The following is a 22473-nucleotide window of genomic DNA, read 5'->3' on the forward strand; positions in this document are numbered from 1 at the left end:
CCGTTCCCGCACGCCCACGTCGTCACCACCACGACGCACAAGACGCTGCGCGGGCCGCGCGGCGGCATGATCCTGACCGACGACGAGGCGCTGGCCAAGAAGCTCAACTCGGCGATCTTCCCCGGCCTGCAGGGCGGTCCGCTGATGCACGTGATCGCCGGCAAGGCGGTGGCGTTCGGCGAGGCGCTGCGGCCGGAGTTCAAGGCCTATGCCCGCCAGGTGGTGGAGAATGCCCGGGCGCTGGCCGCGACGATCATCGCGGGCGGCTACGACATCACGTCGGGGGGCACGGACAACCATCTGATGCTGGTGGATCTGCGCGCCAAGGCGTTGACCGGCAAGGCGGCGGAGGCGGCGCTCGGCCGGGCGGGGATCACCTGCAACAAGAACGGGGTGCCGTTCGACCCGCAGAAGCCGACGATCACCTCGGGGATCCGGCTCGGCACGCCGGCGGCGACGTCGCGCGGGTTCGGGGTGGCGGAGTTCCAGGCGGTGGGCGAGCTGATCGTGCAGGTCCTGGACGGGCTGCACCGGGCCGGCGAGGGCGGCGATGCCGGCCTCGAGGAACAGGCCAAGCGCCAGGTCGTCGCCCTCACCGACCGGTTCCCGATCTACGCCTGAGCGAAGGCGGTTCCGGCATCGCGAAAGCGATTGCGTCGCAATCGCCGAGCGATCGATCGGAAACCGGGAGCCCACCGGATCTCCCGGCTTCCCCTTCCGCCTGGAGCGCACTAGAACACGCCCCTTCCGGGGCCGGTCCCGCGTGGGACCGGCCCCTTTTTCGTAAGAGAGGAACGGGCGGCCGATGCGGTGCCCCTATTGCGGCGGCCTCGACACGCAGGTGAAGGATTCCCGCCCGAGCGACGACAGCTCGGCGATCCGGCGCCGGCGGATCTGCCCGGATTGCGGCGGCCGCTTCACCACCTTCGAGCGAGTGCAGCTGCGCGAGCTGATCGTGGTAAAGCGCTCGGGCCGCAAGGTGCCGTTCGACCGCGACAAGCTGCAGCGCTCGGTCGAGACCGCCTTGCGCAAGCGTCCCGTCGAGCAGGAGCGGATCGAGCGTCTCGTCAGCGGCATCACCCGCCGGCTCGAGAGCACCGGCGAGGCCGAGGTGTCGAGCGAGGCGATCGGCGAGGCGGTGATGGAGGGGCTGAAAGGCCTCGACGACGTCGCCTATGTCCGCTTCGCGTCGGTCTACAAGAATTTCCGCGAGGCCCGGGACTTCGAGGAGCTTCTGGGCCACCTTGCCGCCGGCGCCGCGCAGGCGACCCCGCCGGCCGACGCCGTTGTCCCGGTCGAGGAGGCGCCCCCGTCCCGCCGCCCGCGGAGCCGCGCGTCGTGAGCGCTCGGGAGCGAACCCATGATTTGGCCGACGACTTGGCCGACGATCTGGCCGACCGGCGCTACATGCGCCTCGCCCTGGCGCTCGGCCGGCGCCATCTCGGCCAGGCCTGGCCCAATCCCTCGGTGGGCGCCGTGCTGGTCGGCGGCCCGCCGGGCGCCCGGCGGATCCTGGCGCAGGGCGTGACGCAGCCGGGCGGCCGGCCGCACGCCGAGCGGGTCGCGCTCGCGGCGGCGGGCGAAGCGGCGCGGGGCGCTACCCTCTACGTGACGCTCGAACCGTGCTCGCATCACGGCCGCACCAGCCCGTGCGCCGACGCCACCATCGCGGCCGGCGTCGCCCGGGTGGTGAGCGCGATGGACGATCCCGATCCCCGGGTCGCCGGCCGCGGCCATGCCCGGCTGGCGGAGGCCGGCATCGCCGTCTCGGTCGGCCTGATGGGGGCCCAGGCGGCACGCGACCAGCGCGGGCACGTGTCGCGGATCCTGCGCGGCCGCCCCGCGGTCTTCCTCAAGCTCGCCCGCACGGCGGACGGCTACGCCGCGGGCGGGGAGGAGCGCCTGATGATCAGCGGTCCCCGCGCCAATGCCGAGATCCACCTGCAGCGGGCCCATTGCGACGCGATCATGGTCGGCATCGGCACGGTGCTGGCGGACGATCCCCAGCTCACCGTGCGCCTGCCCGGGATGGCGGCGCGCTCGCCGCTGCGGATCGTCCTCGACCCGTGCCTCCGGACACCGCCGCAAGCCGGCCTCGTGCGGACCAGCCACGCCGTGCCGACCCTGATCCTCGCCGGCCGCGAGGCGCCGGACGCGGCCGCCGAGGCGCTGAGCGCCGCAGGCGCCGAGGTTCAGCGGGTGCCGGTCACCGCGGAAGGGCGCATCGATCTGCCGGCGGCCTTGCGCTACCTCGGCGCCCGCGGCCTGACCCGGATCTGCTCCGAGGGTGGGCCGACGCTCGCCGACGCGCTCGCCCGCGACGACCTCGTCGACGAGTGCCTGCTCGTCACCGGCGACTGCGTCCTCGGCCAGCCCGGCCTGCCGGCCGTCGGCCCGCATCTCGCTGCCCGCCTCGCCTCCGGAGAGTTTCCGGTCGTGGAGGAGGTCCGGATCGGCACCGATCTCTTCACCTGCCACGCACGGAGCCCGTAGATGTTCACCGGCCTCGTCTCGGATGTCGGCCGCGTCGCCGCGGTCTCCGGCGATTCCAAGCTGAAGCGCATCGCCATCGACTGCGCCTACGACCCTGCCGGCATCCTGATCGGCGCCTCGATCGCCTGCTCGGGGCCCTGCCTCACCGCCGTGACGGTGACGCCGCGGGATGGCGGCTGCACCTTCGAGGTCGACGCCGCCGCCGAGACCCTGGCCCGCACCACGGTCGGCGAGTGGGTGCCGGGGCGGCGGGTGAATCTCGAGCGCTCGCTGAAGATCGGCGACGAGCTCGGCGGCCACCTCGTCACCGGCCACGTCGATGGCCTCGCCGAGATCGTCGCCCGCGAGCCGGTCACGGCCAAGGTCGACGATGCGTCCCAGGCAGGGAACAGTTGGGCGGCAAGCGAGCGCTTCGTGCTCCGCGCGCCTGCGGGCCTGTCGCGCTTCATCGCCGAGAAGGGCTCGGTCTGCCTCGACGGCACCTCGCTCACCGTCAACGGCGTCGAGGGCGACACCTTCACGGTGCTGCTGATCCCCCACACGCTCGCGGTCACCACCTGGGGCGAGCGCCGCGCCGGGGACCGGCTGAACCTGGAGGTCGACCTGATCGCCCGCTACGCGGCGCGGTTGACGGAGGCGCGAGCGACGGTCGGGCGAAGCTGACGGAATCCGGCCTCACCCGCGCGCGGCTGAGCGGGTGAGGCGCGCGGTGAAAAACCCGGCGCCAGGGGCTCCCGAAGCCCCTCGCCTCGCGCATCCCGATGGGCCGGGTCGGCGAGGCGGACGAGATCGCGAGAGCTGCCCTGTTTCTGGCCTCGGACGACGCGAGTGTCGTCAACGGGATCGAGCGGTTCGTCGATGGCGGAAAGGCACAGGTCCGACCGTGTGCCGCGCGAGCGCGAAAAAAATCGCCGTGCGGCGGAACCCGATCCCGACATCCGGGTTTCACCCGCGCGAGGCCCGAGCGGGCTCGCGATTGGGCGCCGGGCAAGGGTGTCCGGCGGCCCTCGTCATCACGTTGCTCCCAGGAGGATGTGGTCATGAGGACCTACGACTTCGCGCCGCTGTACCGTTCCACCGTCGGCTTCGACCGCCTGTTCTCGATGCTGGACCAGGCCGCCCGGATCGAGCCGTCGACGCAGTGGCCGCCCTACGACATCGAGAAGGTCGCCGACGACGCGTACCGCATTACCATGGCGGTGGCCGGCTTCTCGCAGGACGAGATCGAGCTGACCCAGCACGACACCACGCTGCTGGTCACCGGGCAGAAGAAGGACAAGGACGGCGAGCGCGATTATCTGCACCGCGGCATCGCGGCACGCGCCTTCCGCCAGACCTTCAGCCTCGCCGACCACGTGAAGGTGACGGGCGCCAGCCTGGAGAACGGCCTGCTCTCGGTCGAACTCAAGCGCGAGGTTCCGGAAGCGCTGAAGCCGCGCCGCATCGCCATCGGCGGCCAACAGGCGGCCATCGGGCAGGACAACGCGCCGGCCCAGATCGACGGCCACGCCGAGGATCGCTCGAAGGCTGCCTGACGTCCAGGCTGCCTGATTTGAAGGCCGCGGGGCTCCCAAGGCGGCTCGCCCTGAGTTTGCCCGGCCGCTCCGGCCATCCACTGACGAACGGAACCCCGGAGGCATGCGCCCCCGGGGCCTGAACCCCTTGTCGTGCACCGTCACGCACCATCAGGGAGGATGACCCGTGTCGCTGGAAACGAAACCCACCCCCATCGATCGAATCCCTGCCGGTCCGATGAACCCGCCAGCCGGCCCATCCGCCTCATTCGAGGCCTGGCAGGCGCTCGTCGCACCCGGCGACGTGTTCCGGCATCCGCGCGAGGTGCTCTCGCACCCGCACCTGTCGAGGACCGAGAAGCGCGCGATCCTGGCATCCTGGGCCTCGGACGTCTGCGCCCTGGAGAACGCGCCGGGCTTGCGTTGCCTGACCGGTTGCCGGGCCGAGCCGGTCTCGGTCGACGCCGTGCTCGGCGCACTCGCCGAACTCGACCACGACGCTCCGCGGATTGCCGGGGCAGGTCCGACGAGACGCCCGTCTCCGCGGCGTCGCCCGCGCGCGTCGTGGAAGCCGGGCTGGACTCTTCGCCCGGGCCGTCGGGACGACGACGACGATCCGCCGCCCTGTCCCGCCGCGGTCATGCCGGCGCCGCGTCCCCGGACGCCCCCCGCCGCTATGCCGGCACTCTGCGTGCCGGCATAGGAGAGGTCCGGATCGGCGCACGCCGCTCGCCCGCGCGGAATGTCTGGGTATATGGAAGGCGCGCCCGGGTCCGACCCGAGGCGCGCCGCCGGCTGCGATCCGCCGACGGCTCCGGCGGATCGCAGCCGGTCATCTCCGGCCGATCAGCTATGGGCCAGGATCGCCAGCAGCAGCAGGGCGATGATATTGGTGATCTTGATCGCCGGGTTCACCGCCGGGCCGGCGGTGTCCTTGTAGGGGTCGCCGACGGTGTCGCCGGTCACCGCGGCCTTGTGGGCCTCGGAGCCCTTGCCGCCGTAGTGGCCGTCCTCGATGAACTTCTTGGCGTTGTCCCAGGCGCCGCCGCCCGAGGTCATCGAGACCGCGACGTAGAGGCCGGTGAGGATGACGCCGAGCAGCATCGCGCCCACCGCCGCGAAGGCCTGGCCCTTGCCGGCGATGGCCTGGATCACGAAGAACAGCACCACCGGCGACAGCACCGGCAGCAGCGAGGGTACCACCATCTCCTTGATCGCCGCCTTGGTCAGCATGTCGACGGCGCGGCCGTAATCGGGCCGCTCGGTCCCCTGCATGATGCCGGGCTTCTCGCGGAACTGGCGGCGGACCTCCTCGACCACGGCGCCGGCGGCGCGGCCCACCGCCGTCATGGCGATGCCGCCGAACAGGTACGGGATCAGGCCGCCGAGCAGCAGGCCGACGACCACGTAGGGGTTCGACAGCGAGAAATCGACCGTGATCCCCTGGAAGAACCGGTATTGTGTCTCCGAGGCGTTCTTGATGAAGTAGTTCAGGTCCGAGGTATAGGCGGCGAACAGGACCAGGGCGCCGAGACCCGCCGAGCCGATGGCGTAGCCCTTGGTCACCGCCTTGGTGGTGTTGCCGACCGCGTCGAGCGCGTCGGTCGACTTGCGCACCTCCTTGGGCAGTCCCGCCATCTCGGCGATGCCGCCGGCATTGTCGGTGACCGGTCCGAAGGCATCGAGGGCGACGACGACGCCGGCCAGCGCCAGCATGGCGGTGACCGCGATGGCGATGCCGAACAAGCCGGCGAGCGAGTAGGTGACGATGATGCCGGCGACGATCACGATCGCCGGGAGCGCCGTCGATTCGAGCGAGATCGCCAGGCCCTGGATCACGTTGGTGCCGTGGCCGGTGACCGAGGAATGGGCGATCGACTTGACCGGCCGGTAGTTCGTGCCGGTGTAGTACTCGGTGATGACGACGATCAGCGCCGTGATGACGAGGCCGGCCACCGCGCAGAGGAACAGGCTGAGCGAGGTGAAGCTGTCGCCGCCGGTGGTGGTGAAGCGGGTCGCGAAGCCGCCGAACATCACGAGGTTGAGGCCGGCGATCGCGACGATCGAGAGCGCGCCGGCGCCGATCAGCCCCTTGTAGAGCGCCCCCATGATCGACTGGTTCGTGCCGAGCCGCACGAAGAACGTGCCGATGATCGAGGTGATGATGCAGGCCGCCCCGATCGCCATCGGGTAGATCAGCATCGTCTCGAGCACGTTGCGGCCGCCGACATCGACCTGGCCGGCGAAGAAGATCGCTGCCAGCACCATCGTGGCGACGAGGGTGACCGCGTAGGTCTCGAACAGGTCGGCCGCCATGCCGGCACAGTCGCCGACATTGTCGCCGACATTGTCCGCGATGGTGGCCGGGTTGCGCGGATCGTCCTCCGGGATCCCGGCCTCGACCTTGCCGACGAGGTCGCCGCCGACATCGGCCCCCTTGGTGAAGATGCCGCCGCCCAGCCGCGCGAAGATCGAGATCAGCGAGGCGCCGAAGCCCAACGCCACCAGCGCGTCGATCACCTCGCGGCTCGACGGGTTCAGGCCCGCGAAGCGGGTGAGATAGGTGTAGTAGAGCGCCACACCCAGGAGCGCGAGGCCGGCCACCAGCATGCCGGTCACGGCGCCCGACTTGAACGCCACCGAGAGGCCGGCGCCGAGCGACTGGGCCGCGGCCTGCGCGGTGCGCACGTTGGCCCGCACCGAGACGTTCATGCCGATGAAGCCGGCCATGCCCGACAGGACCGCGCCGATCAGGAAGCCGACCGCGACCTTGAGGCCGAGGAACCAGGCCAGGAGCGCGAACAGCACCACGCCGACGAGCCCGATGGTGGCGTATTGGCGGCGCAGATAGGCTTGGGCGCCCTCGGCGATCGCGCCGGCGATCTCCTGCATGCGCTGCGTGCCGGCATCGCGCCGCATGACGTCGTTGATCGTGACGATGCCGTAGGCAACGGCGCAGAGGCCGCCCAGGATGATGAGCAGGAGTGCGGTCATTCTACCGTCCTTGATTGTCGGGCATTCCCGCGACGTCGGACGGCCGAGATGGCGAGCGGCCGTGAACGCGCGACGCGGGCCTCCCTCCCTGTTGAGCGGGCCTGCGCGCCAGCGCCGATCCGCACTCCTAGTCGTGCCAAACTTCCCACCTGAGCGCAAACGCTCCCAAGCTTCCCCCGCTTGAGACTTTCGACGCCCGGGCCCGGGTCTTCGGAACAGTTCAGAAGTGGCTGAACGAGCCGGAGCGGAAGCGCCGCTGGCTGCCGTCCGGCGCCCGGAAGACCGGCGGGGCGCTGCCCTCGGTCACGGTGCCGATCTCGGTCAGCGGCAGGCCGGCCCGCCGGGCCGACTCCGTGAGCGCCGGCACCTGCGCCGGGTCGGCGGCGCACAGGATCTCGTAATCGTCGCCGCCGGTGAGCGCGGTGTCGAGGGGCGCCCCCGCCGCGAGCGCCGCCCGGGCGGATTCCGAGAGGGGGATTTTCGCGATCTCGACCTCGGCGCTCAGGTCGGCGGCCCGCATCATCTTGGCGAGGTCGCCCACGAGCCCGTCGGAGACGTCCATCGCCGCGCGGGCATGGGCGCGCAGGGCCGGGGCGAGGGGAAGGCGGGGCTGCGGATGCAGGTAACGGTCGACCAGGAAGGCGCGGGCCGGGAAGGACAGCGCCTCGCCCCAGGGTGCGGCAGGCTTCCCCCGCAGCTTGAGGCCGAGGGCCGCATCGCCGATGCTGCCCGAGACCAGCAGCCGGTCGCCGACCCGGGCCGCACCCCGCCGGACCATCGTGCCGGCCGGCACCTCGCCCAGGGCGGTGATGCCGACCAGCGTCGGGCCCGCCGCCCGCACGGTGTCGCCGCCGAGCAGCGGGCAGCTCGCGAGCGCCGCGGCCTCGCTCAGGCCGGTGCAGAACCCGGCGAGCCAGGCCTCGTCCCAGTCCTCGCTGAGCGCCAGGGTCAGGAGGAAGCCCCGCGGCTCGGCGCCCTTGGCCGCGAGGTCCGACAGGTTCACGCCCAGCGCCTTGCAGGCGATCGAGGCGGCCGGGTCGTCGGGGAAGTAGTGCACGCCGGCCACCACCGCGTCGGTGGTCAGGACCAGGTCGTGACCCGGGCTCGGCGTCAGCAGGGCCGCGTCGTCGCGCAGGGACAGCCCGCCGGCACCGGCGAGCGGCGCGAAGTAGCGGGCGATCAGCTCGTCTTCCGTGGGGCGGGGCAGATCGTGCCGGGGCGGGTCTTGACGGGTCAAATCGGGGCGGGCCATCGCATGGCGGTCTCGCGGCGGGAGGCTGATGGACGCTTAAACCGCCACTCGCCCGGACCTGAACCGACAGCTAGAGCCCGGGGCGCCGGAGGCCACAACGATCTAACGGCAAAAACCGGAAAATCTTCCGAACATCCGCGCCGGTAGCGAGGAACGCCCCGCGGCCCTCAACCGGCGCGGGACCCCTTGGTGAAGTCGTCCGGCCGCACCGCGCGGCCGACCTTGTCGAGCACCGCGTTGACGAGGCCCGGCTCCTCGCCCTCGTAGAAGCTGTGGGCGACGTCGACGTATTCCGAGATCGCGACCTTCACCGGCACGTCACGGCGGAACATCACCTCGTAGGCGCCCGCGCGCAGGATCGCCCGCACCACCGCCTCGAGGCGGCGCAGGGGCCAGCCGGCGGCGAGCGCCGCGTCGAGGCGCTGGTCGATCGCCCGCTGCTCCTCGACGGTGCCGCGCAGGAGGTCGCGGAAGAAGGCGGTCTCGGCCGGCGGGTGCTCGACCTCGTCGATGACCTGGCCGATCCAGAATGCCTCGAACTCGGCGAGGGCGTCGATCACGCCCTTGCCGGAGATCTCCATCTCGTAGAGGGCCTGGACCACCGCGAGGCGGGCGCCGCTGCGCTCGGCGGGCTTCATCTCACTCGGACTCCGGATTGCGGCGGGGGGTGAAGCCGATGGTGCGGTCCTGGCGGCCCGCCTCCTCGGCCCGGCGCAGGGCCAGCACCGCGAGGGCGGCTTCCGCCGCGCCGCCGCCCTTGTTCATCTCGGCGACGCGGGCGCGGGCCTGGGCCTGGGCCTCGGTCTCGACGGTGAGGATGCCGTTGCCGAGCGGCAGGCGCAGGCCCACCGAGAGATCCATCAGCGCCCGGGCGCTCTCGCCGGCGACGATGTCGTAATGTCCGGTCTCGCCGCGGATGACGCAGCCGAGCGCCACCACGGCGTCGTAGGGCCTGCGGGCGCGGGCCGCCGCCTCGAGCAGGATCGCGACCGTCTGGGGGATCTCCAGCGCGCCCGGCACCGTGACGACCACGGCCTCGGCCTCGGCGGCCTCGATCGCAGCCGTGGCCCCGGCGAGGAGCTCGTCGGCGATGTCCTCGTAGTAGCGGGCCTCGACGACCAGCACCCGGGCTCCGGTGAGCCGGGGGCGGTCGGCTCCGCTGTCGCGGCGTGGCGTGACCATGGCGAAACTTCTTGCATCTCGAACGAGCGCCGGTGCGGGCGCGCGGCCGAACGGCCTCGCTGCGATGCATCACCGGCGGGGGAGGGGAGCACTAGACCGAAGCGGGTCCTGCCACAAGTGGCGCGCCCGCCCGCAGATCGTCGCGACTTGCCGGGGCCCTGCCCGGCGGACGTGCCGAGTGTCCTTGCCAGGGTGTCCTTGCCGGGGCGTCCTTGCCAATCGTCGACAATCCGGTCATCCCGGGCGCCGGAGCCGGGTCGCGACCCTGGCCGCAACAAGAATCCTGCCACAACCAGATCCGCCCGGGAGGGGAACGCCGTGACGACCGACATCGAAGCCCGTACCATCAAGCGCATCAGCTGGCGGCTGATCCCGTTCCTGATCGTCTGCTACTTCATCGCCTATCTCGACCGGGTCAACGTGGGCTTCGCCTCGCTGACCATGAACCGGGACCTCGGCATCTCGGCTACCGCCTACGGCCTCGGCGCCGGGCTGTTCTTCATCACCTACTTCATCTTCGAGGTGCCGTCGAACCTGGCGCTCGAGAAATTCGGCGCGCGGCGCTGGATCGCCCGCATCATGCTGAGCTGGGGCGTGATCTCCGGCGGCATGGCCTTCATCGGCGGCGAAACCAGCTTCTACATCATGCGCCTGCTCCTCGGCGCGGCCGAGGCCGGCTTCTTCCCGGGCATCATCTTCTACCTGACGCTCTGGTTCCCGGCCGCCTACCGCGCCCGCATCGTGTCGCTGTTCATGGTGGCGATCCCGCTCTCGAGCGTCATCGGCTCGCCGATCTCCGGCCTGCTGCTCGAGCTCGACGGCGTGCTCGGCTTCAGGGGCTGGCAATGGCTCTACGTGATCGAGGCGCTGCCGGCGGTGGTGCTGTCGGTGATGACCTACTTCTACCTCACCGACCGTCCGGCCGACGCCAGGTGGCTCGCCCCCGACGAGCGCGCCTGGCTCGAGCAGACGCTCGCCGCTGAAGCCGCCCGCAGCCCGCGCCAGGGCCATGTGCCGCTCACGCAGGAGATCCTCAACCCGCGGGTGCTCGCCATCGCGGTCGTGTATTTCGGCGCCGTCGCGCTGCTCTACGCCTTCGGCTTCTTCCTGCCGCAGATCTTCAAGGGCTTCGGGCTCACCAACGCCCAGACCGGCTTCCTGATGATCGTCCCGTACGCCGTCGGCACCGTCGGCATGCTGTGGTGGGGCAAGCGCTCGGACGCCAAGCGCGAGCGGCGCTACCACCTCGCCGCGGCGCTCGCCTGCGCCTCGCTCTGCACCATCGGGGCGGCCCTCGTCGGCGACCCGGTCGTCAAGGTGCTGCTGTTCTCGGGTGCGGCGCTCGGCATCTTCGGGGCGCTGCCGATCACCTGGACGCTGCCGACCGAGACCCTGTCGGGAGCCGCCGCCGCCGGGGCGATCGCGGTGGTCAACTCGATCGGCAACCTGTCGGGCTTCGTCGCGCCCTACGCCGTCGGCGCGATCAAGGACTGGACCGGGAGCTTCACCGGCGGCCTGCTGCTCATCGCCTGCGCGGGCATCGTCGGCATGATCACGGTCCTGCGCCTGAGCCATACGGGCGCACCCGCGGCGAGCGGCCGCGTCGGCGCCCCGGCCGAGTAGGTCCCGGCACGCCCATTGTCCCGCCCGGGACGGCCCCGTCGGGCCGTCCCGGAAACCCGCGCCACACTCACGGGAAATCTGGAATTCCTCCGGATCGGGAGGCGGTTTCGCCCTTTATTCCGGGGCTTGGCCGTGCAAGAGAGCTACCCGCGCGGCGACGCCCGGTCGCATTGCCGCCACGAGCGGGGAGGTGCTTCGGTCCGTCAGGACCGGGGAACAAGAACCCCGCCGACCCTTCCAGCGGGCCTCCACGCCTTCTCGCCGCGGATCGCGGCCCGCGCCGTCAACGATTTCTCGGGAGAGCCGGAACTTGGCCACCACCGCCGCCCCCTCCGACGCCGCGCACCCCCACGGGACGACCCGCCGGGACTTCCTGTTCCTCGCCACCGGCGCGGGTGCCGTGGTCGGGGCCGCCGCTCTGGCCTGGCCCTTCGTCGCCTCGATGGCGCCCGACGCCGAGACCGTGGCCGCCGGCGCACCCATCGACGTCGACCTCACGCCGATCGCCGACGGCCAGATCGTCAACGTGTTCTGGCGCGGCAAGCTGATCTTCGTGCGCCACCTCACCGAGAAGGAGGTCGCCGACATGAAGGCTGTCGCCCCGGCGAGCCTGATCGACCCGGCGCCGTTCTTCGGCCGCGTGAAGGAAGGCCACGACCGCTGGCTCGTGACCTACGGCAATTGCACCCATCTCGGCTGCGTGCCGATCGCCAATGCCGGCGGACACGAGGGCTGGGGCTGCCCCTGCCACGGCTCGCAGTTCGACGCCCTCGGCCGCGTGACCCGCGGTCCGGCGCCGATCAACCTGCCGATCCCGCCCTACGCCTTCCAGGGCGACACCAAGGTCCGCATCGGCGAAGCGGCCACCGCCTGATTGAGCCGATCGTGAAGCAACGCCAGACGCGGGCTGCCCCATGAGCGCACACGCTACAACCTACGTTCCCAAGAGCCGCATCGCGAAGTGGTTCGAGGCCCGGCTGCCGATCGTCGGCCTGGTCCATTCCTCGTTCATCGCGTTCCCGGTTCCGCGCAACCTGAACTACTTCTGGACGTTCGGCGCCATCCTGATGGTGATGCTGGGCTCGCAGATCATCACCGGCGTCTGGCTGGCGATGCACTACCAGCCCTCGGCGACCGAGGCGTTCAACTCCGTCGAGCACATCATGCGCGACGTGAATTACGGCTGGCTCCTGCGCTACATGCACGCCAACGGCGCCTCGATGTTCTTCATCGCGGTCTACGTGCACATGTTCCGCAACCTCTATTACGGGTCGTACAAGGCCCCGCGTGAGGTGCTCTACATCCTCGGCGTGATCATCTACCTGCTGATGATGGCGACCGCGTTCCTCGGCTACACGCTGCCGTGGGGCCAGATGTCGTTCTGGGGCGCTACCGTCATCACCAACATCCTGGCGGCGATCCCGATCGTCGGCGACACCATCCAGAGCCTGCTCTGGGGCGGCTACTCGGTCGGCAACCCGACCATCAACCGCTTCTTCTCGCTGCACTACCTGCTGCCGTTCATGATCGCCGGCGTCGTCGTCCTGCACGTCTGGGCACTGCACGTCACCGGCCAGAACAACCCGACCGGCATCCCGATCAAGACCGGCAAGGACGCCGTTCCCTTCACCCCCTACGCGACCATCAAGGACGTGTTCGCGGTGGTGGTGTTCTTCGTCTTCTTCGCCTACTGGATCTTCCTGCAGCCGAACTACCTCGGCCACGCCGACAACTACATCCCGGCGAACCCCGCCGTGACGCCGGCGCACATCGTGCCCGAGTGGTACTTCCTGCCCTTCTACGCCATCCTGCGCGCAGTGCCGGACAAGCTCGGCGGCGTCATCCTGATGTTCGGCGCGGTGATCATCCTGGCGCTGGCCCCCTGGCTCGACACCTCGCGGGTTCGCTCGGCCAATTACCGGCCGATCTACCGCCAGTTCTTCTGGGTCTTCATCTTCTGCTGCTTCCTGCTCGGCTGGCTCGGCTCGAAGCCCCCGGAGGGCGGCTACGTCCTCGCCTCGCGCCTGGCCACCTTCTACTACTTCGCCCACTTCCTGATCGTGATGCCGCTGGTCGGCCTCTTCGAGACCCCGAAGCCCCTGCCGGGCTCGATCCTCGAGAGCGTCACCGGCCCGGGCAAGCAGGTCGGCTCCTCCGGCATGCCGGCCGGCGCCACCGCGGCTCCTCCGACCAAGGGCTGATGGATGCCCCCGGGCGGGCGGGTGCCCCGCGCATCCGCCCGCCCCACGACCGCGATGAAGCACTAACGACGCCGCAAGGGGCATCGAGGGGAATGATCAGAACACGCACTCTCGTGGCGGCCGCCTTCGCCGCGATCCTGTCGATCGGCGGCGCCTCGGCGGAGGAGCACGGGCCGCTGCCGCACCGCGAGAAGTGGACCTTCTCGGGGATGTTCGGCACCTTCGACCAGGCGCAGCTGCAGCGCGGCTTCCAGGTCTACCGCGAGGTTTGCTCGAACTGCCACAGCCTGAACTACATCCGCTTCCGCAACCTCGAGCAGGAGGGCGGGCCCGACTTTTCCGCCGCCCAGGTCAAGGCGCTGGCGGCCGAGTACAAGGTCAAGGACGGGCCGAACGATTCCGGCGACATGTTCGAGCGGCCCGGCCGCCCGGCCGACAAGATCCCGGCGCCGTTCCCGAACGAGCAGGCCGCGGCCGCCGCCAATGGCGGCAAGGCGCCGCCGGACCTGTCGCTGATGGCCAAGGCCCGCACCTTCGCCCGCGGCGGCCTGTGGTTCATCATCGATTGGCTCCCCTTCATCGGCTATACCGAGCAGGGTCCAGACTACATCCACGCCCTCCTCAACGGCTACAAGGAGGAGGTGCCGAAGGGTGTGACCGTGCCGGAAGGCGGCCATTACAACGAGTACTATCCGGGCCACGTCATCGCGATGCCCAAGCCCCTCAGCGACGGTCAGGTGACCTACGCCAAGGGCGCGAACGGCCAGCCGGTCGCGCCGGAGACCGTCGACCAGTACTCGCGCGACGTCACCGCCTTCCTGGTGTGGACGGCCGAGCCGCACCTCCTGGCGCGCAAGTCGCTGGGATTGCGGGCGCTGCTCTTCCTCATCGTGCTCGCCGGCCTGCTCTACTACGTGAAGAAGAAGATCTGGTCGGACGTGGGCGGCGAGACGCACGGGCTGCAGCCCGAGCTGCACAAGACGCACTGACCGTCCACACCCTACTTCGTCCAGAGGCCCCGAAAGGGGCCTCTTTCGTTACAGGAGAACCCTGATGGCCAAGGCCGTGCTCGGAGTGATCGGCGGTTCGGGCGTCTACGACCTGCCCGGGCTGGAGGATGTGCGCGAGGAGGCGATCACCTCGCCCTGGGGCGAGCCGTCGGACGCCTTGCGCATCGGTCGCATCGGGCAGACCCCGGTGGTGTTCCTGGCCCGTCACGGCCGCGGCCACCGGCTCTCGCCGTCCGGCATCGATTACCGCGCCAATATCGACGTGATGAAGCGCGCCGGCGTCACCGACATCGTCGCGCTCTCGGCCTGCGGCTCGTTCCGGCAGGAACTCTATCCCGGCCTGTTCGTGCTCGTGGACCAGTTCGTCGACCGGACCGTCGGCCGGACCTCGTCGTTCTTCGGCAACGGCTGCGTCGCCCATGTCTCGATGGCCCATCCGGTCGGACCGGGCCTTCAGGCCCGCATCCTGGCCGCCGCGGACGCCGAGGAGATCGCGGTCCGGAAGGGCGGCACCTATGTCTGCATGGAGGGGCCGCAATTCTCCTCCTACGCCGAGTCTCTCACCTACAAGGCGCAGGGCTACGACGTGATCGGCATGACCAACATGCCGGAGGCCAAGCTCGCCCGCGAGGCCGAGATCACCTACGCGACGATCGCGATGGTGACCGACTTCGATTGCTGGCACCCGGAGCACGACGTCGTCGATGTCGCCGCCGTGGTGGCGGTGGCCCGCGCCAACGCCGCCAAGGCTGCCCGCCTGGTGAGCCGTCTCGCCCGCGACTTTCCGGCCGAGCACGAATCCTGCCCGGCGCGCTCCGACCGGGCGCTGGACGGCGCGATCATGACCGCGCCGAGCCATCGGGATCCGGTACTGATGGCCAAGCTTGACGCGGTCTGCGCACGGGTGCTGGCGGAGGGGTGAACCCTCCCGCTCCGACTCGCATGACGGTATAAAGCCGGGATCACCCCTGGCCTTTCCGCGGGCTGCCTTTTAACAAGGCAGCCCGTTTCCCGTTGGCGACAGTACTCCCGCGATGACCGAGATCACCCCCCGCGCCGGCCGCGTCGACCGGCGCACCGCCGAGACCGACGTCAGCGTCGCGCTCACCCTCGACGGCACCGGCAAGGCCAGCATCGCGACGGGTGTCGGCTTCCTCGACCACATGCTGGAGCTGCTCGCCCGCCACGCCCTGTTCGACCTGGACGTCAAGGTGGCCGGCGACCTCCACGTCGACCAGCACCATACCACCGAGGATTGCGGCATCGCGCTGGGTCAGGCCTTCGCCCAGGCGCTGGGCGACAAGCGCGGCATCCGCCGCTATGCCGACCTGCACCTGCCCATGGATGAGGCACTGACCCGGGTTGCCGTCGACATCTCGGGACGGCCCTTCCTGGTGTTCCGCACCGAATTCGCTCGCGAGAAGATCGGCGTCTTCGACACCGAACTGGTGCGGGAGTGGTTCCAGGCCTTCGCGATGAATGCCGGGATCACGCTGCACGTCGAGACGCTGTACGGCGACAACCAGCACCACATCGCCGAGAGCTGCTACAAGGGGCTGGCACGTGCCTTGCGGCACGCCGTCGAGGTCGATCCCCGCGAGGGCGGCCGGGTCCCTTCGACGAAGGGCTCGCTCTGAGGTTGCAAAACGACCGGCAAGGCGCCGCGCCGAACGCCGAGACGGATCCCAGAAGACCGGATCCCGGGGAGACCGGATGACCACCTATACCCTGCACCTCCCCGACGCGGTCGATCCCGGCGAGCCGGAGGCCCTCGATCAGGCCAAGCTGGTGCCCGACGCCTTCGTCTGGCCGGCCTTCTGGTTCTCAGGCTTATGGTTCTTCTGGCACCGGCTCTGGCTCGCCGGGCTGATGGTGCTGGCGGCCGAGATCGTGGTCTGGGCTCTGGGCTTCGTTCTAGGGCTGAACCCGGTCGCCGGCTTCCTCATCGCGCTGCTCCTGTCCTGGCTCATCGGGTTGGAGGCCTCGTCGTTGCGGCGCTGGACCTATGCCCGCACCGGCCGGCCGATCCGCGACGCGGTGACGGCGTCGGATATCCGTGAGGCGGAGGTGAAGTTCGTCGCCCGCTGGCTGCGGGAGGAGGGCGCCCGCCTCGGGACGACACCGGCGCCGCGCCCGGCGACGCCGACCAGCGTCCGGGCCGAGAGCCCGGCGCTCGGCCTGTTCCCGGAGGCGCAGAGCCCCCGGTGAGCTGCGCAACCCTAGACTCGTCCGGTCGGTTGAGTCCGGCCACCGCGACCCGGGAGGACCTCCGTTGAGCGCGGACACCGTCGTCATCATCGATTATGGCTCGGGCAACCTGCACTCGGCCGCCAAGGCGTTCGAGCGCGCCGCGCGCGAGAGCGGGACCGACGCCCGCATCGTCGTCACCTCGGATCCCGAGACCGTGGCTCGCGCCGACCGGGTCGTGCTGCCGGGCGTCGGCGCCTATGCGGATTGCCGGCGCGGGTTGGAGGCCGTCTCCGGCATGGTCGAGGCGATGACCGAGGCGGCGCATGGCCGCGGCCGGCCGTTCCTCGGCATCTGCGTCGGCATGCAGCTGCTGGCGAGCCGCGGCCTCGAATACGAGGTCACGCCCGGTCTGGGCTGGATTCCCGGCGACGTCGCGCCGATCACCCCGGCCGATCCCGGGCTGAAGGTGCCGCATATGGGTTGGAACACGCTTCAGGAGCGCCGCTCCCACCCGCTCCTCCACGGCATCCCGACCGGGGAGCAAGGCCTGCACGCCTACTTCGTGCACAGCTACGCCCTCGTTCCGGCGCAGCCGGATGACGTCGTGGCGAGCGCCGATTACGGCGGCGCGGTCACCGCCATGGTGGCCCGCGGCACCATCGCCGGCACCCAGTTCCACCCCGAGAAGAGCCAGACCCTCGGGCTGCGTCTGATCGGCAACTTCCTGCGCTGGCGGCCCTGAGGCCGCCGCTCCCACCTCTCAAGCCTTGCGGTGACGACGCGTGATCCTGTTTCCGGCCATCGATCTCAAGGAAGGGCGCTGCGTCCGCCTCGTGCAGGGCGACATGGCCCAGGCCATCGTCTTCAGCGACGATCCCGCGGCGCAAGCCGCGACGTTCCAGGAGCAGGGGTTTTCCTGGCTCCACGTCGTCGATCTCGACGGCGCCTTCGCGGGCGCGCCGATGAACGCCGCGGCGGTCGATGCGATCCTCGGCGCCGTGAAGATCCCGGTCCAGCTCGGCGGCGGCATCCGCGAGATGCGCACCGTCGAGGGCTGGCTCGCCAAGGGGGTCAGCCGGGTCATCATCGGCACCGCGGCCGTCAAGGACCCGACCTTCGTGCGCGAGGCCGCCCGCCGCTTCCCCGGCAAGATCGCCGTCGGGATCGACGCCAAGGACGGGCGTGTCGCGGTCGAGGGCTGGGCCAAGACCTCGACGGTGACGGCGGAGGAGCTCGGCCGCCGCTTCGAGGATGCCGGCGTCGCCGCGATCATCTATACCGACATCGCCCGCGACGGCATCCTGAAGGGCCTCAACATCCCGATGACGCTGGCCCTGGCGCAAGCGGTGAAGATCCCGGTCATCGCCTCCGGCGGGCTGGCCTCGATCGAGGACGTGCACCGCATCCTGGAGCCCGATTGCGCGGGGCTGGCCGGCGCCATCACCGGCCGTGCCCTCTATGATGGCCGGATCGATCCGAAAGAGGCACTTGCGGCCATCGCGCGGGCGAAGGCCGCGCAGGGCAAGGGTGCGCCGACTGCTTGAAGCGGAGGGGGCTGCCTCGTGATAGGATGAGGCAGCTTATCCAGAGGCGTGAGACGACGTGACCGCCGCGACCCGCAAATCCAAGCCGGCTCCCCCGCCGCCCATGACGGCCTATGCCGATGATATCTACGGCTGGGCGATGGAGCAGGCCGCGGCTCTGCGTGCCGGCAACCTCTCGGCCCTCGACCGCGAGAACCTGGCCGAGGAGATCGAGAGCTTGGGCCGCTCAGAGTTCAACCGTCTCGTCAGCTTCTACGCGCTGATCCAGCTCCATATCCTGAAATGGCAGTGTCAGCCGGGTCATCGCAGCGCCAGCTGGGCCATCTCGATCGCGACGCACCGGCAGCACGTCGTCGAGGTCATCGGCGACAATCCGAGCCTGAAGCCGCGCCTCGATGAGGCGTTCGAGCGCGCCTACCGTCAGGCCCGCCTCGACGCGATGCGCGAGACGGGGCTTGCCGCTGCGACCTTTCCGGCGACCTGCCCTTTCACGCGCGACGAGGCGATGTCGCGCCCCTTCCTTTACGAGTAGAGCCAAGCCCCCGTGCTCAAGACCCGCATCATCCCCTGCCTGGACGTCAAGGACGGCCGCGTCGTCAAGGGCGTGCAGTTCCTCGAACTGCGCGACGCCGGCGATCCGGTCGAGGCCGCCAAGGCCTATGACCGCGCCGGGGCCGACGAGCTCTGCTTCCTCGACATCACGGCGAGCCACGAGGACCGCGGCATCCTGCTCGACGCGGTGAGCCGCACGGCGGAGGCCTGCTTCATGCCGCTCACCGTCGGTGGCGGGGTGCGCAAAGTCGAGGACATCCGCACGCTCCTACTCGCCGGCGCCGACAAGGTCTCGATCAACACCGCGGCGGTGAACGACCCGGACCTGGTGGCGCGGGCGGCGGAGAAGTTCGGCGCGCAATGCATCGTCGTGGCGATCGACGCCAAGCGCGTCTCGCCGCCCGGCGAGCCTCCCCGCTGGGAGATCTTCACCCATGGCGGCCGCAAGCCCACCGGCATCGACGCGATCGACTTCGCCCGCCTCGTGGCCGGGAAGGGGGCCGGCGAACTCCTGGTCACCTCGATGGACCGGGACGGCATGCGCTCCGGCTACGATCTCGGCCTGACCCGGGCGATCAGCGACGCCGTGAACGTGCCGGTGATCGCGTCCGGCGGCGTCGGCAGCCTCGACGATCTCGTGGCCGGCGTGCGCGACGGCGGGGCGAGCGCGGTGCTCGCCGCCTCGATCTTCCATTTCGGCCAGCACACCGTGGCGGAAGCCAAGGCCCACATGGCGGCGGCCGGGCTGGCGATGCGGCTCGATCCGATGCCCTGACGCATCTGCCTCGTCGGCAGTCGGCGCGGGACAGGTCGCCGGTTGCCGCTTGACCGCCCGGCACGGCCGGCCCCAGGGTTCACCCCGGACATATCAACGGCCGCCGCATGACCACCTTCACCCTCGCCGATCTCGACCGCATCGTCCGCGAGCGGGCCGCCGCCTCGCCGGAGGAATCGTATACCGCCAAGCTCGTCGCGGGCGGGCCGGCGCGGCCGGCGAAGAAGCTCGGCGAAGAGGCGGTCGAGGCTGCCATCGCCGCGGTGCAGGGCGACCGCGACGGGCTGACGGCGGAGGCCGCGGACGTGCTCTACCACCTGCTCGTCGTCCTGCGGGCCGCCGAGGTGCCGCTCGACGCAGTAATGGCGGAACTGGAGCGGCGCACGGCGCAGAGCGGCATCGCCGAGAAGGCGGCAAGGAGGCCGGCATGACCATCACCGGCATGACCATCACCGGCCTGTCCGACGTCAGCACGAACGACGCCGGCCTGACCGGAACCGGCCCGGCCCCGACCCTCGGCGCGGCGCAACTGGCGGCGAGCCTCGACGAGGCAACCGACCACCTCTCGCCCTACAGGGTCTTCGCCCGCGAGGAATGGGCGCATTTGCGCGCCGACACGCCGCTCACCCTCACGGCCGACGACGTGATGCGGCTGCAATCGCTCAACGACCCGATCTCGCTGGAAGAGGTCATCGCGATCTACCTGCCGCTGTCGCGGCTGCTCTCGCTCTACGTCGCGGCGACGCAGGGGCTGTTCAAGGCGACGCAGCGCTTTCTCCTCGCCGAGCGCGAGGTGAAGGTGCCCTACATCATCGGCGTCGCCGGCTCGGTCGCGGTCGGCAAGTCGACCACGGCCCGGGTGCTGAAGGCGCTGCTCGCCCGCTGGCCCAACACGCCGAAGGTCGACCTCGTCACCACCGACGGGTTCCTGTTTCCCAATGCCGAGCTGAACCGCCTCGGCCTGATGGAGCGCAAGGGCTTCCCGGAGAGCTACGACACCCCGACGCTCCTGCGCTTCCTCGCCGACATCAAGGCCGGCAAGCGCCACGTCGCGGCGCCGCTCTATTCCCACCTCGTCTACGACGTGGTGCCGGGGGAGACGACGGTGGTCGACCGGCCCGACATCCTGATCGTCGAGGGGCTGAACGTGCTCCAGCCGGCCCGCCTGCCGCGGGACGGCACCGCGATCCCGTTCGTCTCGGACTTCTTCGACTTCTCGGTCTATCTCGACGCGCACGAGGACGACCTGCACCGCTGGTACGTCAACCGCTTCCTGCGACTGCGCAACACGGCCTTCCGCGACCCGCTCTCCTACTTCCGCAAATATGCCGAGGTGAGCGAGGAGGAGGCGCTGACCATCGCCGACGGGTTGTGGAACCGTATCAACCTCCTGAACCTGCGCGACAACATTGTGCCGACGCGCCAGCGTGCCAGCCTGATCCTCGCCAAGGGCGCGAGCCACCGCATCGAGAGCGTGGCGTTGCGGAGGTTGTGAGAACGCCGCGTGATGATGCGCGCTTCATCGTAGAGTTCCACCCTGTCCCGGACGGCCTCGGCGTCAGCGCAGGGAGATCCGGGTTCCAGAGCAAGAATTCCCGAAGCGTCCTCCTGTCTGCAATGGTGCAGGACAGAAGGCCGATTCGCGGCACGTCTCCCCTGGGGGCCGAATCTGCTTGCGCTGATGCCGCACTCGCCCGGGAAAAGGGCCGGAGCGGACGAGCACGACAGTCTGAAATCTCGGGTTGACCGTCCTCCCATCCCCCGCCAGCATGGGGAAAAATCGGGAGGACACATCATGAAACGAGCCCTACGGCGCGCCGGCCTGGCGCTGGCCGCGACCCTGTGCGCGAGTGCGGCGCAGGCGCAAGTGTCCGACGACGTGGTGAAGATCGGCGTCCTGTCGGACATGAGCGCGTCCCAGGCCGACAGCACCGGCCCCGGCTCGGTCACCGCGGCCCGGATGGCGGTGGAAGATTTCGGCGGCACGGTGCTGGGCAAGCGGATCGAGGTCGTCTCCGCCGATCACCAGAACAAGCCGGATGTCGGCTCGAACATCGTCCGCCAATGGCTCGAATTGCAGCAGGTCGACGTCGTGGCCGACGTGCCGACCTCGTCGGTCGCGCTCGCCGTCCAAAACCTCACCCGCGAGCGCGACCGCCTCTTCTTGAACTCATCGGCCGGCTCCTCCGACCTGTCCGGCCCGGCCTGCTCGCCGAACGCGATCCACTGGACCTACGACACGTACTCGCTGGCGAACGGTACCGCCGGCCCGCTGGTCCAGCAGGGCGCCAATTCCTGGTACTTCGTCACCGCCGATTACGCGTTCGGCCACGCGCTGGAGCGCGATACCGGCCAGGCGGTCACCAGGGCCGGCGGCACGGTGATCGGCTCGGTGCGCCACCCAATGGGGATGGCGGACTTTTCCTCGGCCCTGCTCCAGGCGCAATCCTCGGGCGCCAAGGTAATCGCGCTCGCCGATCCGGTCGGCGACACCGCGACGGCGGCGAAGCAGGCGGGCGAGTTCGGCATCCAGCAGCAGGGTCAGAAGCTCGTCGGGCTCCTCATCGACGTGGTCGACCTGCGGGCGATCGGCCTCGAGACCGCGCAAGGAATGCTGCTCACCACCAGCTTCTACTGGGACCGCGACGACGAGACCCGGGCCTTCGCCCAGCGCTTCCTCAAGCGCCACGGCCGCATGCCGACGCAGTTCCAGGCCGGGGTCTATTCCAGCATCTCCAACTACCTGAAGGCGGTGCAAGCGGCCGGGAGCGATGCCGCCAAGGCGGTGGTGGCGAAAATGCGCGAGACGCCCGTCAACGACTTCTACGCCAAGAACGGCCGGGTGCGCGAGGACGGCCGCATGGTCCACGAGATGTACCTGATGCAGGTGAAGGCACCGTCCGAATCGAAGGGCGAGTGGGACCTGCTGAAGCTCGTGGCGACGATCCCCGGCGACCGGGCGTTCCGGCCGATCGAGGCGGGGAACTGCCCCTATATCGGCAAGACCGAGACGGGAAAGGCCGGCTGAGCGGCGTTGAGAAGGAAGCGCCCACGCCAAGTCCGGTGGTGGAGGTGAACGGCGTGGGCGCATGCCCGTCATCGGGGCAGTGGTCGTGAGCCTAAGCCGAATGGTTGTCGCCGCC

The 22473-nt window shown here is 70.2% G+C and carries 23 protein-coding genes and 2 pseudogenes; 21 read left to right on the plus strand and 4 right to left on the minus strand.

Going from position 1 to position 22473, the window contains the following annotated elements:
• From glyA to G4G93_RS18205, 7 genes and pseudogenes are all read left to right on the plus strand, one after another.
• Positions 1-621, plus strand: a pseudogene (gene glyA / locus G4G93_RS18180) (serine hydroxymethyltransferase); the annotation flags it as partial.
• Positions 622-805: 184 nt separating this feature from the next.
• Positions 806-1342: a transcriptional regulator NrdR gene (gene nrdR, locus G4G93_RS18185; RefSeq protein ID WP_165086104.1), complete on the plus strand. Its 537-nt coding sequence runs from the start codon at positions 806-808 to the stop codon at positions 1340-1342.
• 65 nt (positions 1343-1407) lie between these two features.
• Positions 1408-2493 (plus strand): bifunctional diaminohydroxyphosphoribosylaminopyrimidine deaminase/5-amino-6-(5-phosphoribosylamino)uracil reductase RibD, encoded by a 1086-nt coding sequence (gene ribD, locus G4G93_RS18190; RefSeq protein ID WP_165086338.1) that lies wholly within the window; start codon positions 1408-1410, stop codon positions 2491-2493.
• A complete protein-coding gene (locus tag G4G93_RS18195; RefSeq protein WP_165086105.1) occupies positions 2494-3156 on the plus strand; it encodes a riboflavin synthase in 663 nt (220 codons plus the stop codon).
• Between the two features lie 89 nt (positions 3157-3245).
• Positions 3246-3347 (plus strand): annotated as a pseudogene (locus G4G93_RS36765) (SDR family oxidoreductase); the annotation flags it as partial.
• 186 nt (positions 3348-3533) lie between these two features.
• The gene (locus G4G93_RS35985) at positions 3534-4028 is read left to right on the plus strand and encodes an Hsp20 family protein (RefSeq protein ID WP_246736866.1); all 495 of its coding nucleotides are present in this window, start codon (positions 3534-3536) and stop codon (positions 4026-4028) included.
• A gap of 217 nt (positions 4029-4245) precedes the next feature.
• Positions 4246-4710 carry a hypothetical protein gene (locus tag G4G93_RS18205; protein ID WP_165086339.1) on the plus strand — a complete coding sequence of 155 codons (465 nt, stop codon included), beginning with the start codon at positions 4246-4248 and terminating at the stop codon, positions 4708-4710.
• Positions 4711-4853: 143 nt separating this feature from the next.
• On the opposite strand, the gene G4G93_RS18210 is transcribed toward G4G93_RS18205, so the two are convergent.
• From G4G93_RS18210 to ribH, 4 genes are all read right to left on the minus strand, one after another.
• Complete coding sequence (locus tag G4G93_RS18210; RefSeq protein ID WP_165086109.1) at positions 4854-7001, minus strand: sodium-translocating pyrophosphatase; 2148 nt, start codon at positions 6999-7001, stop codon at positions 4854-4856.
• Between the two features lie 220 nt (positions 7002-7221).
• Complete coding sequence (thiL, locus tag G4G93_RS18215) at positions 7222-8253, minus strand: thiamine-phosphate kinase (protein WP_395411869.1); 1032 nt, start codon at positions 8251-8253, stop codon at positions 7222-7224.
• A 167-nt stretch (positions 8254-8420) separates the two neighbouring features.
• Positions 8421-8891, minus strand: a complete 471-nt coding sequence (gene nusB / locus G4G93_RS18220; RefSeq protein WP_048432729.1) for a transcription antitermination factor NusB — start codon at positions 8889-8891, stop codon at positions 8421-8423.
• Between the two features lies 1 nt (position 8892).
• Positions 8893-9435 (minus strand): 6,7-dimethyl-8-ribityllumazine synthase, encoded by a 543-nt coding sequence (gene ribH / locus G4G93_RS18225; RefSeq protein ID WP_165086111.1) that lies wholly within the window; start codon positions 9433-9435, stop codon positions 8893-8895.
• Positions 9436-9753: 318 nt separating this feature from the next.
• Between ribH and G4G93_RS18230 the strand changes: the two genes are divergently transcribed.
• From G4G93_RS18230 to G4G93_RS18295, 14 genes are all read left to right on the plus strand, one after another.
• Positions 9754-11058 (plus strand): MFS transporter, encoded by a 1305-nt coding sequence (locus G4G93_RS18230; RefSeq protein ID WP_165086112.1) that lies wholly within the window; start codon positions 9754-9756, stop codon positions 11056-11058.
• Between the two features lie 310 nt (positions 11059-11368).
• Positions 11369-11932: a ubiquinol-cytochrome c reductase iron-sulfur subunit gene (gene petA / locus G4G93_RS18235; RefSeq protein WP_165086114.1), complete on the plus strand. Its 564-nt coding sequence runs from the start codon at positions 11369-11371 to the stop codon at positions 11930-11932.
• Between the two features lie 40 nt (positions 11933-11972).
• Complete coding sequence (locus G4G93_RS18240; protein ID WP_165086116.1) at positions 11973-13259, plus strand: cytochrome b; 1287 nt, start codon at positions 11973-11975, stop codon at positions 13257-13259.
• 92 nt (positions 13260-13351) lie between these two features.
• The gene (locus G4G93_RS18245; protein ID WP_165086118.1) at positions 13352-14248 is read left to right on the plus strand and encodes a cytochrome c1; all 897 of its coding nucleotides are present in this window, start codon (positions 13352-13354) and stop codon (positions 14246-14248) included.
• Between the two features lie 64 nt (positions 14249-14312).
• Positions 14313-15191, plus strand: a complete 879-nt coding sequence (locus tag G4G93_RS18250; RefSeq protein ID WP_165086119.1) for an S-methyl-5'-thioadenosine phosphorylase — start codon at positions 14313-14315, stop codon at positions 15189-15191.
• Between the two features lie 112 nt (positions 15192-15303).
• Positions 15304-15906 (plus strand): imidazoleglycerol-phosphate dehydratase HisB, encoded by a 603-nt coding sequence (gene hisB / locus G4G93_RS18255; RefSeq protein ID WP_165086121.1) that lies wholly within the window; start codon positions 15304-15306, stop codon positions 15904-15906.
• A 76-nt stretch (positions 15907-15982) separates the two neighbouring features.
• Positions 15983-16477, plus strand: a complete 495-nt coding sequence (locus tag G4G93_RS18260; RefSeq protein ID WP_165086122.1) for a DUF2628 domain-containing protein — start codon at positions 15983-15985, stop codon at positions 16475-16477.
• A 64-nt stretch (positions 16478-16541) separates the two neighbouring features.
• Positions 16542-17201, plus strand: coding sequence for an imidazole glycerol phosphate synthase subunit HisH (gene hisH / locus G4G93_RS18265; protein ID WP_165086124.1), 660 nt, complete (start codon positions 16542-16544; stop codon positions 17199-17201).
• 40 nt (positions 17202-17241) lie between these two features.
• Positions 17242-18003 (plus strand): 1-(5-phosphoribosyl)-5-[(5-phosphoribosylamino)methylideneamino]imidazole-4-carboxamide isomerase, encoded by a 762-nt coding sequence (gene hisA, locus G4G93_RS18270; protein ID WP_165086125.1) that lies wholly within the window; start codon positions 17242-17244, stop codon positions 18001-18003.
• Positions 18004-18061: 58 nt separating this feature from the next.
• Positions 18062-18535, plus strand: coding sequence for a DUF29 domain-containing protein (locus G4G93_RS18275; RefSeq protein ID WP_312892096.1), 474 nt, complete (start codon positions 18062-18064; stop codon positions 18533-18535).
• 12 nt (positions 18536-18547) lie between these two features.
• Positions 18548-19330 (plus strand): imidazole glycerol phosphate synthase subunit HisF, encoded by a 783-nt coding sequence (gene hisF, locus G4G93_RS18280; protein ID WP_165086127.1) that lies wholly within the window; start codon positions 18548-18550, stop codon positions 19328-19330.
• Positions 19331-19437: 107 nt separating this feature from the next.
• Complete coding sequence (locus G4G93_RS18285; protein ID WP_165086128.1) at positions 19438-19761, plus strand: phosphoribosyl-ATP diphosphatase; 324 nt, start codon at positions 19438-19440, stop codon at positions 19759-19761.
• Positions 19758-20825, plus strand: coding sequence for a type I pantothenate kinase (gene coaA, locus G4G93_RS18290; RefSeq protein WP_246736867.1), 1068 nt, complete (start codon positions 19758-19760; stop codon positions 20823-20825). The genes G4G93_RS18285 and coaA overlap by 4 nt, the downstream gene beginning before the upstream one ends.
• A gap of 300 nt (positions 20826-21125) precedes the next feature.
• A complete protein-coding gene (locus G4G93_RS18295) occupies positions 21126-22358 on the plus strand; it encodes an ABC transporter substrate-binding protein (RefSeq protein ID WP_165086130.1) in 1233 nt (410 codons plus the stop codon).
• The last annotated feature ends 115 nt before the right edge of the window (positions 22359-22473 follow it).

Source organism: Methylobacterium sp. DB0501, from assembly GCF_011043735.1.
In the GTDB taxonomy this organism is placed as follows: domain Bacteria; phylum Pseudomonadota; class Alphaproteobacteria; order Rhizobiales; family Beijerinckiaceae; genus Methylobacterium; species Methylobacterium alsaeris.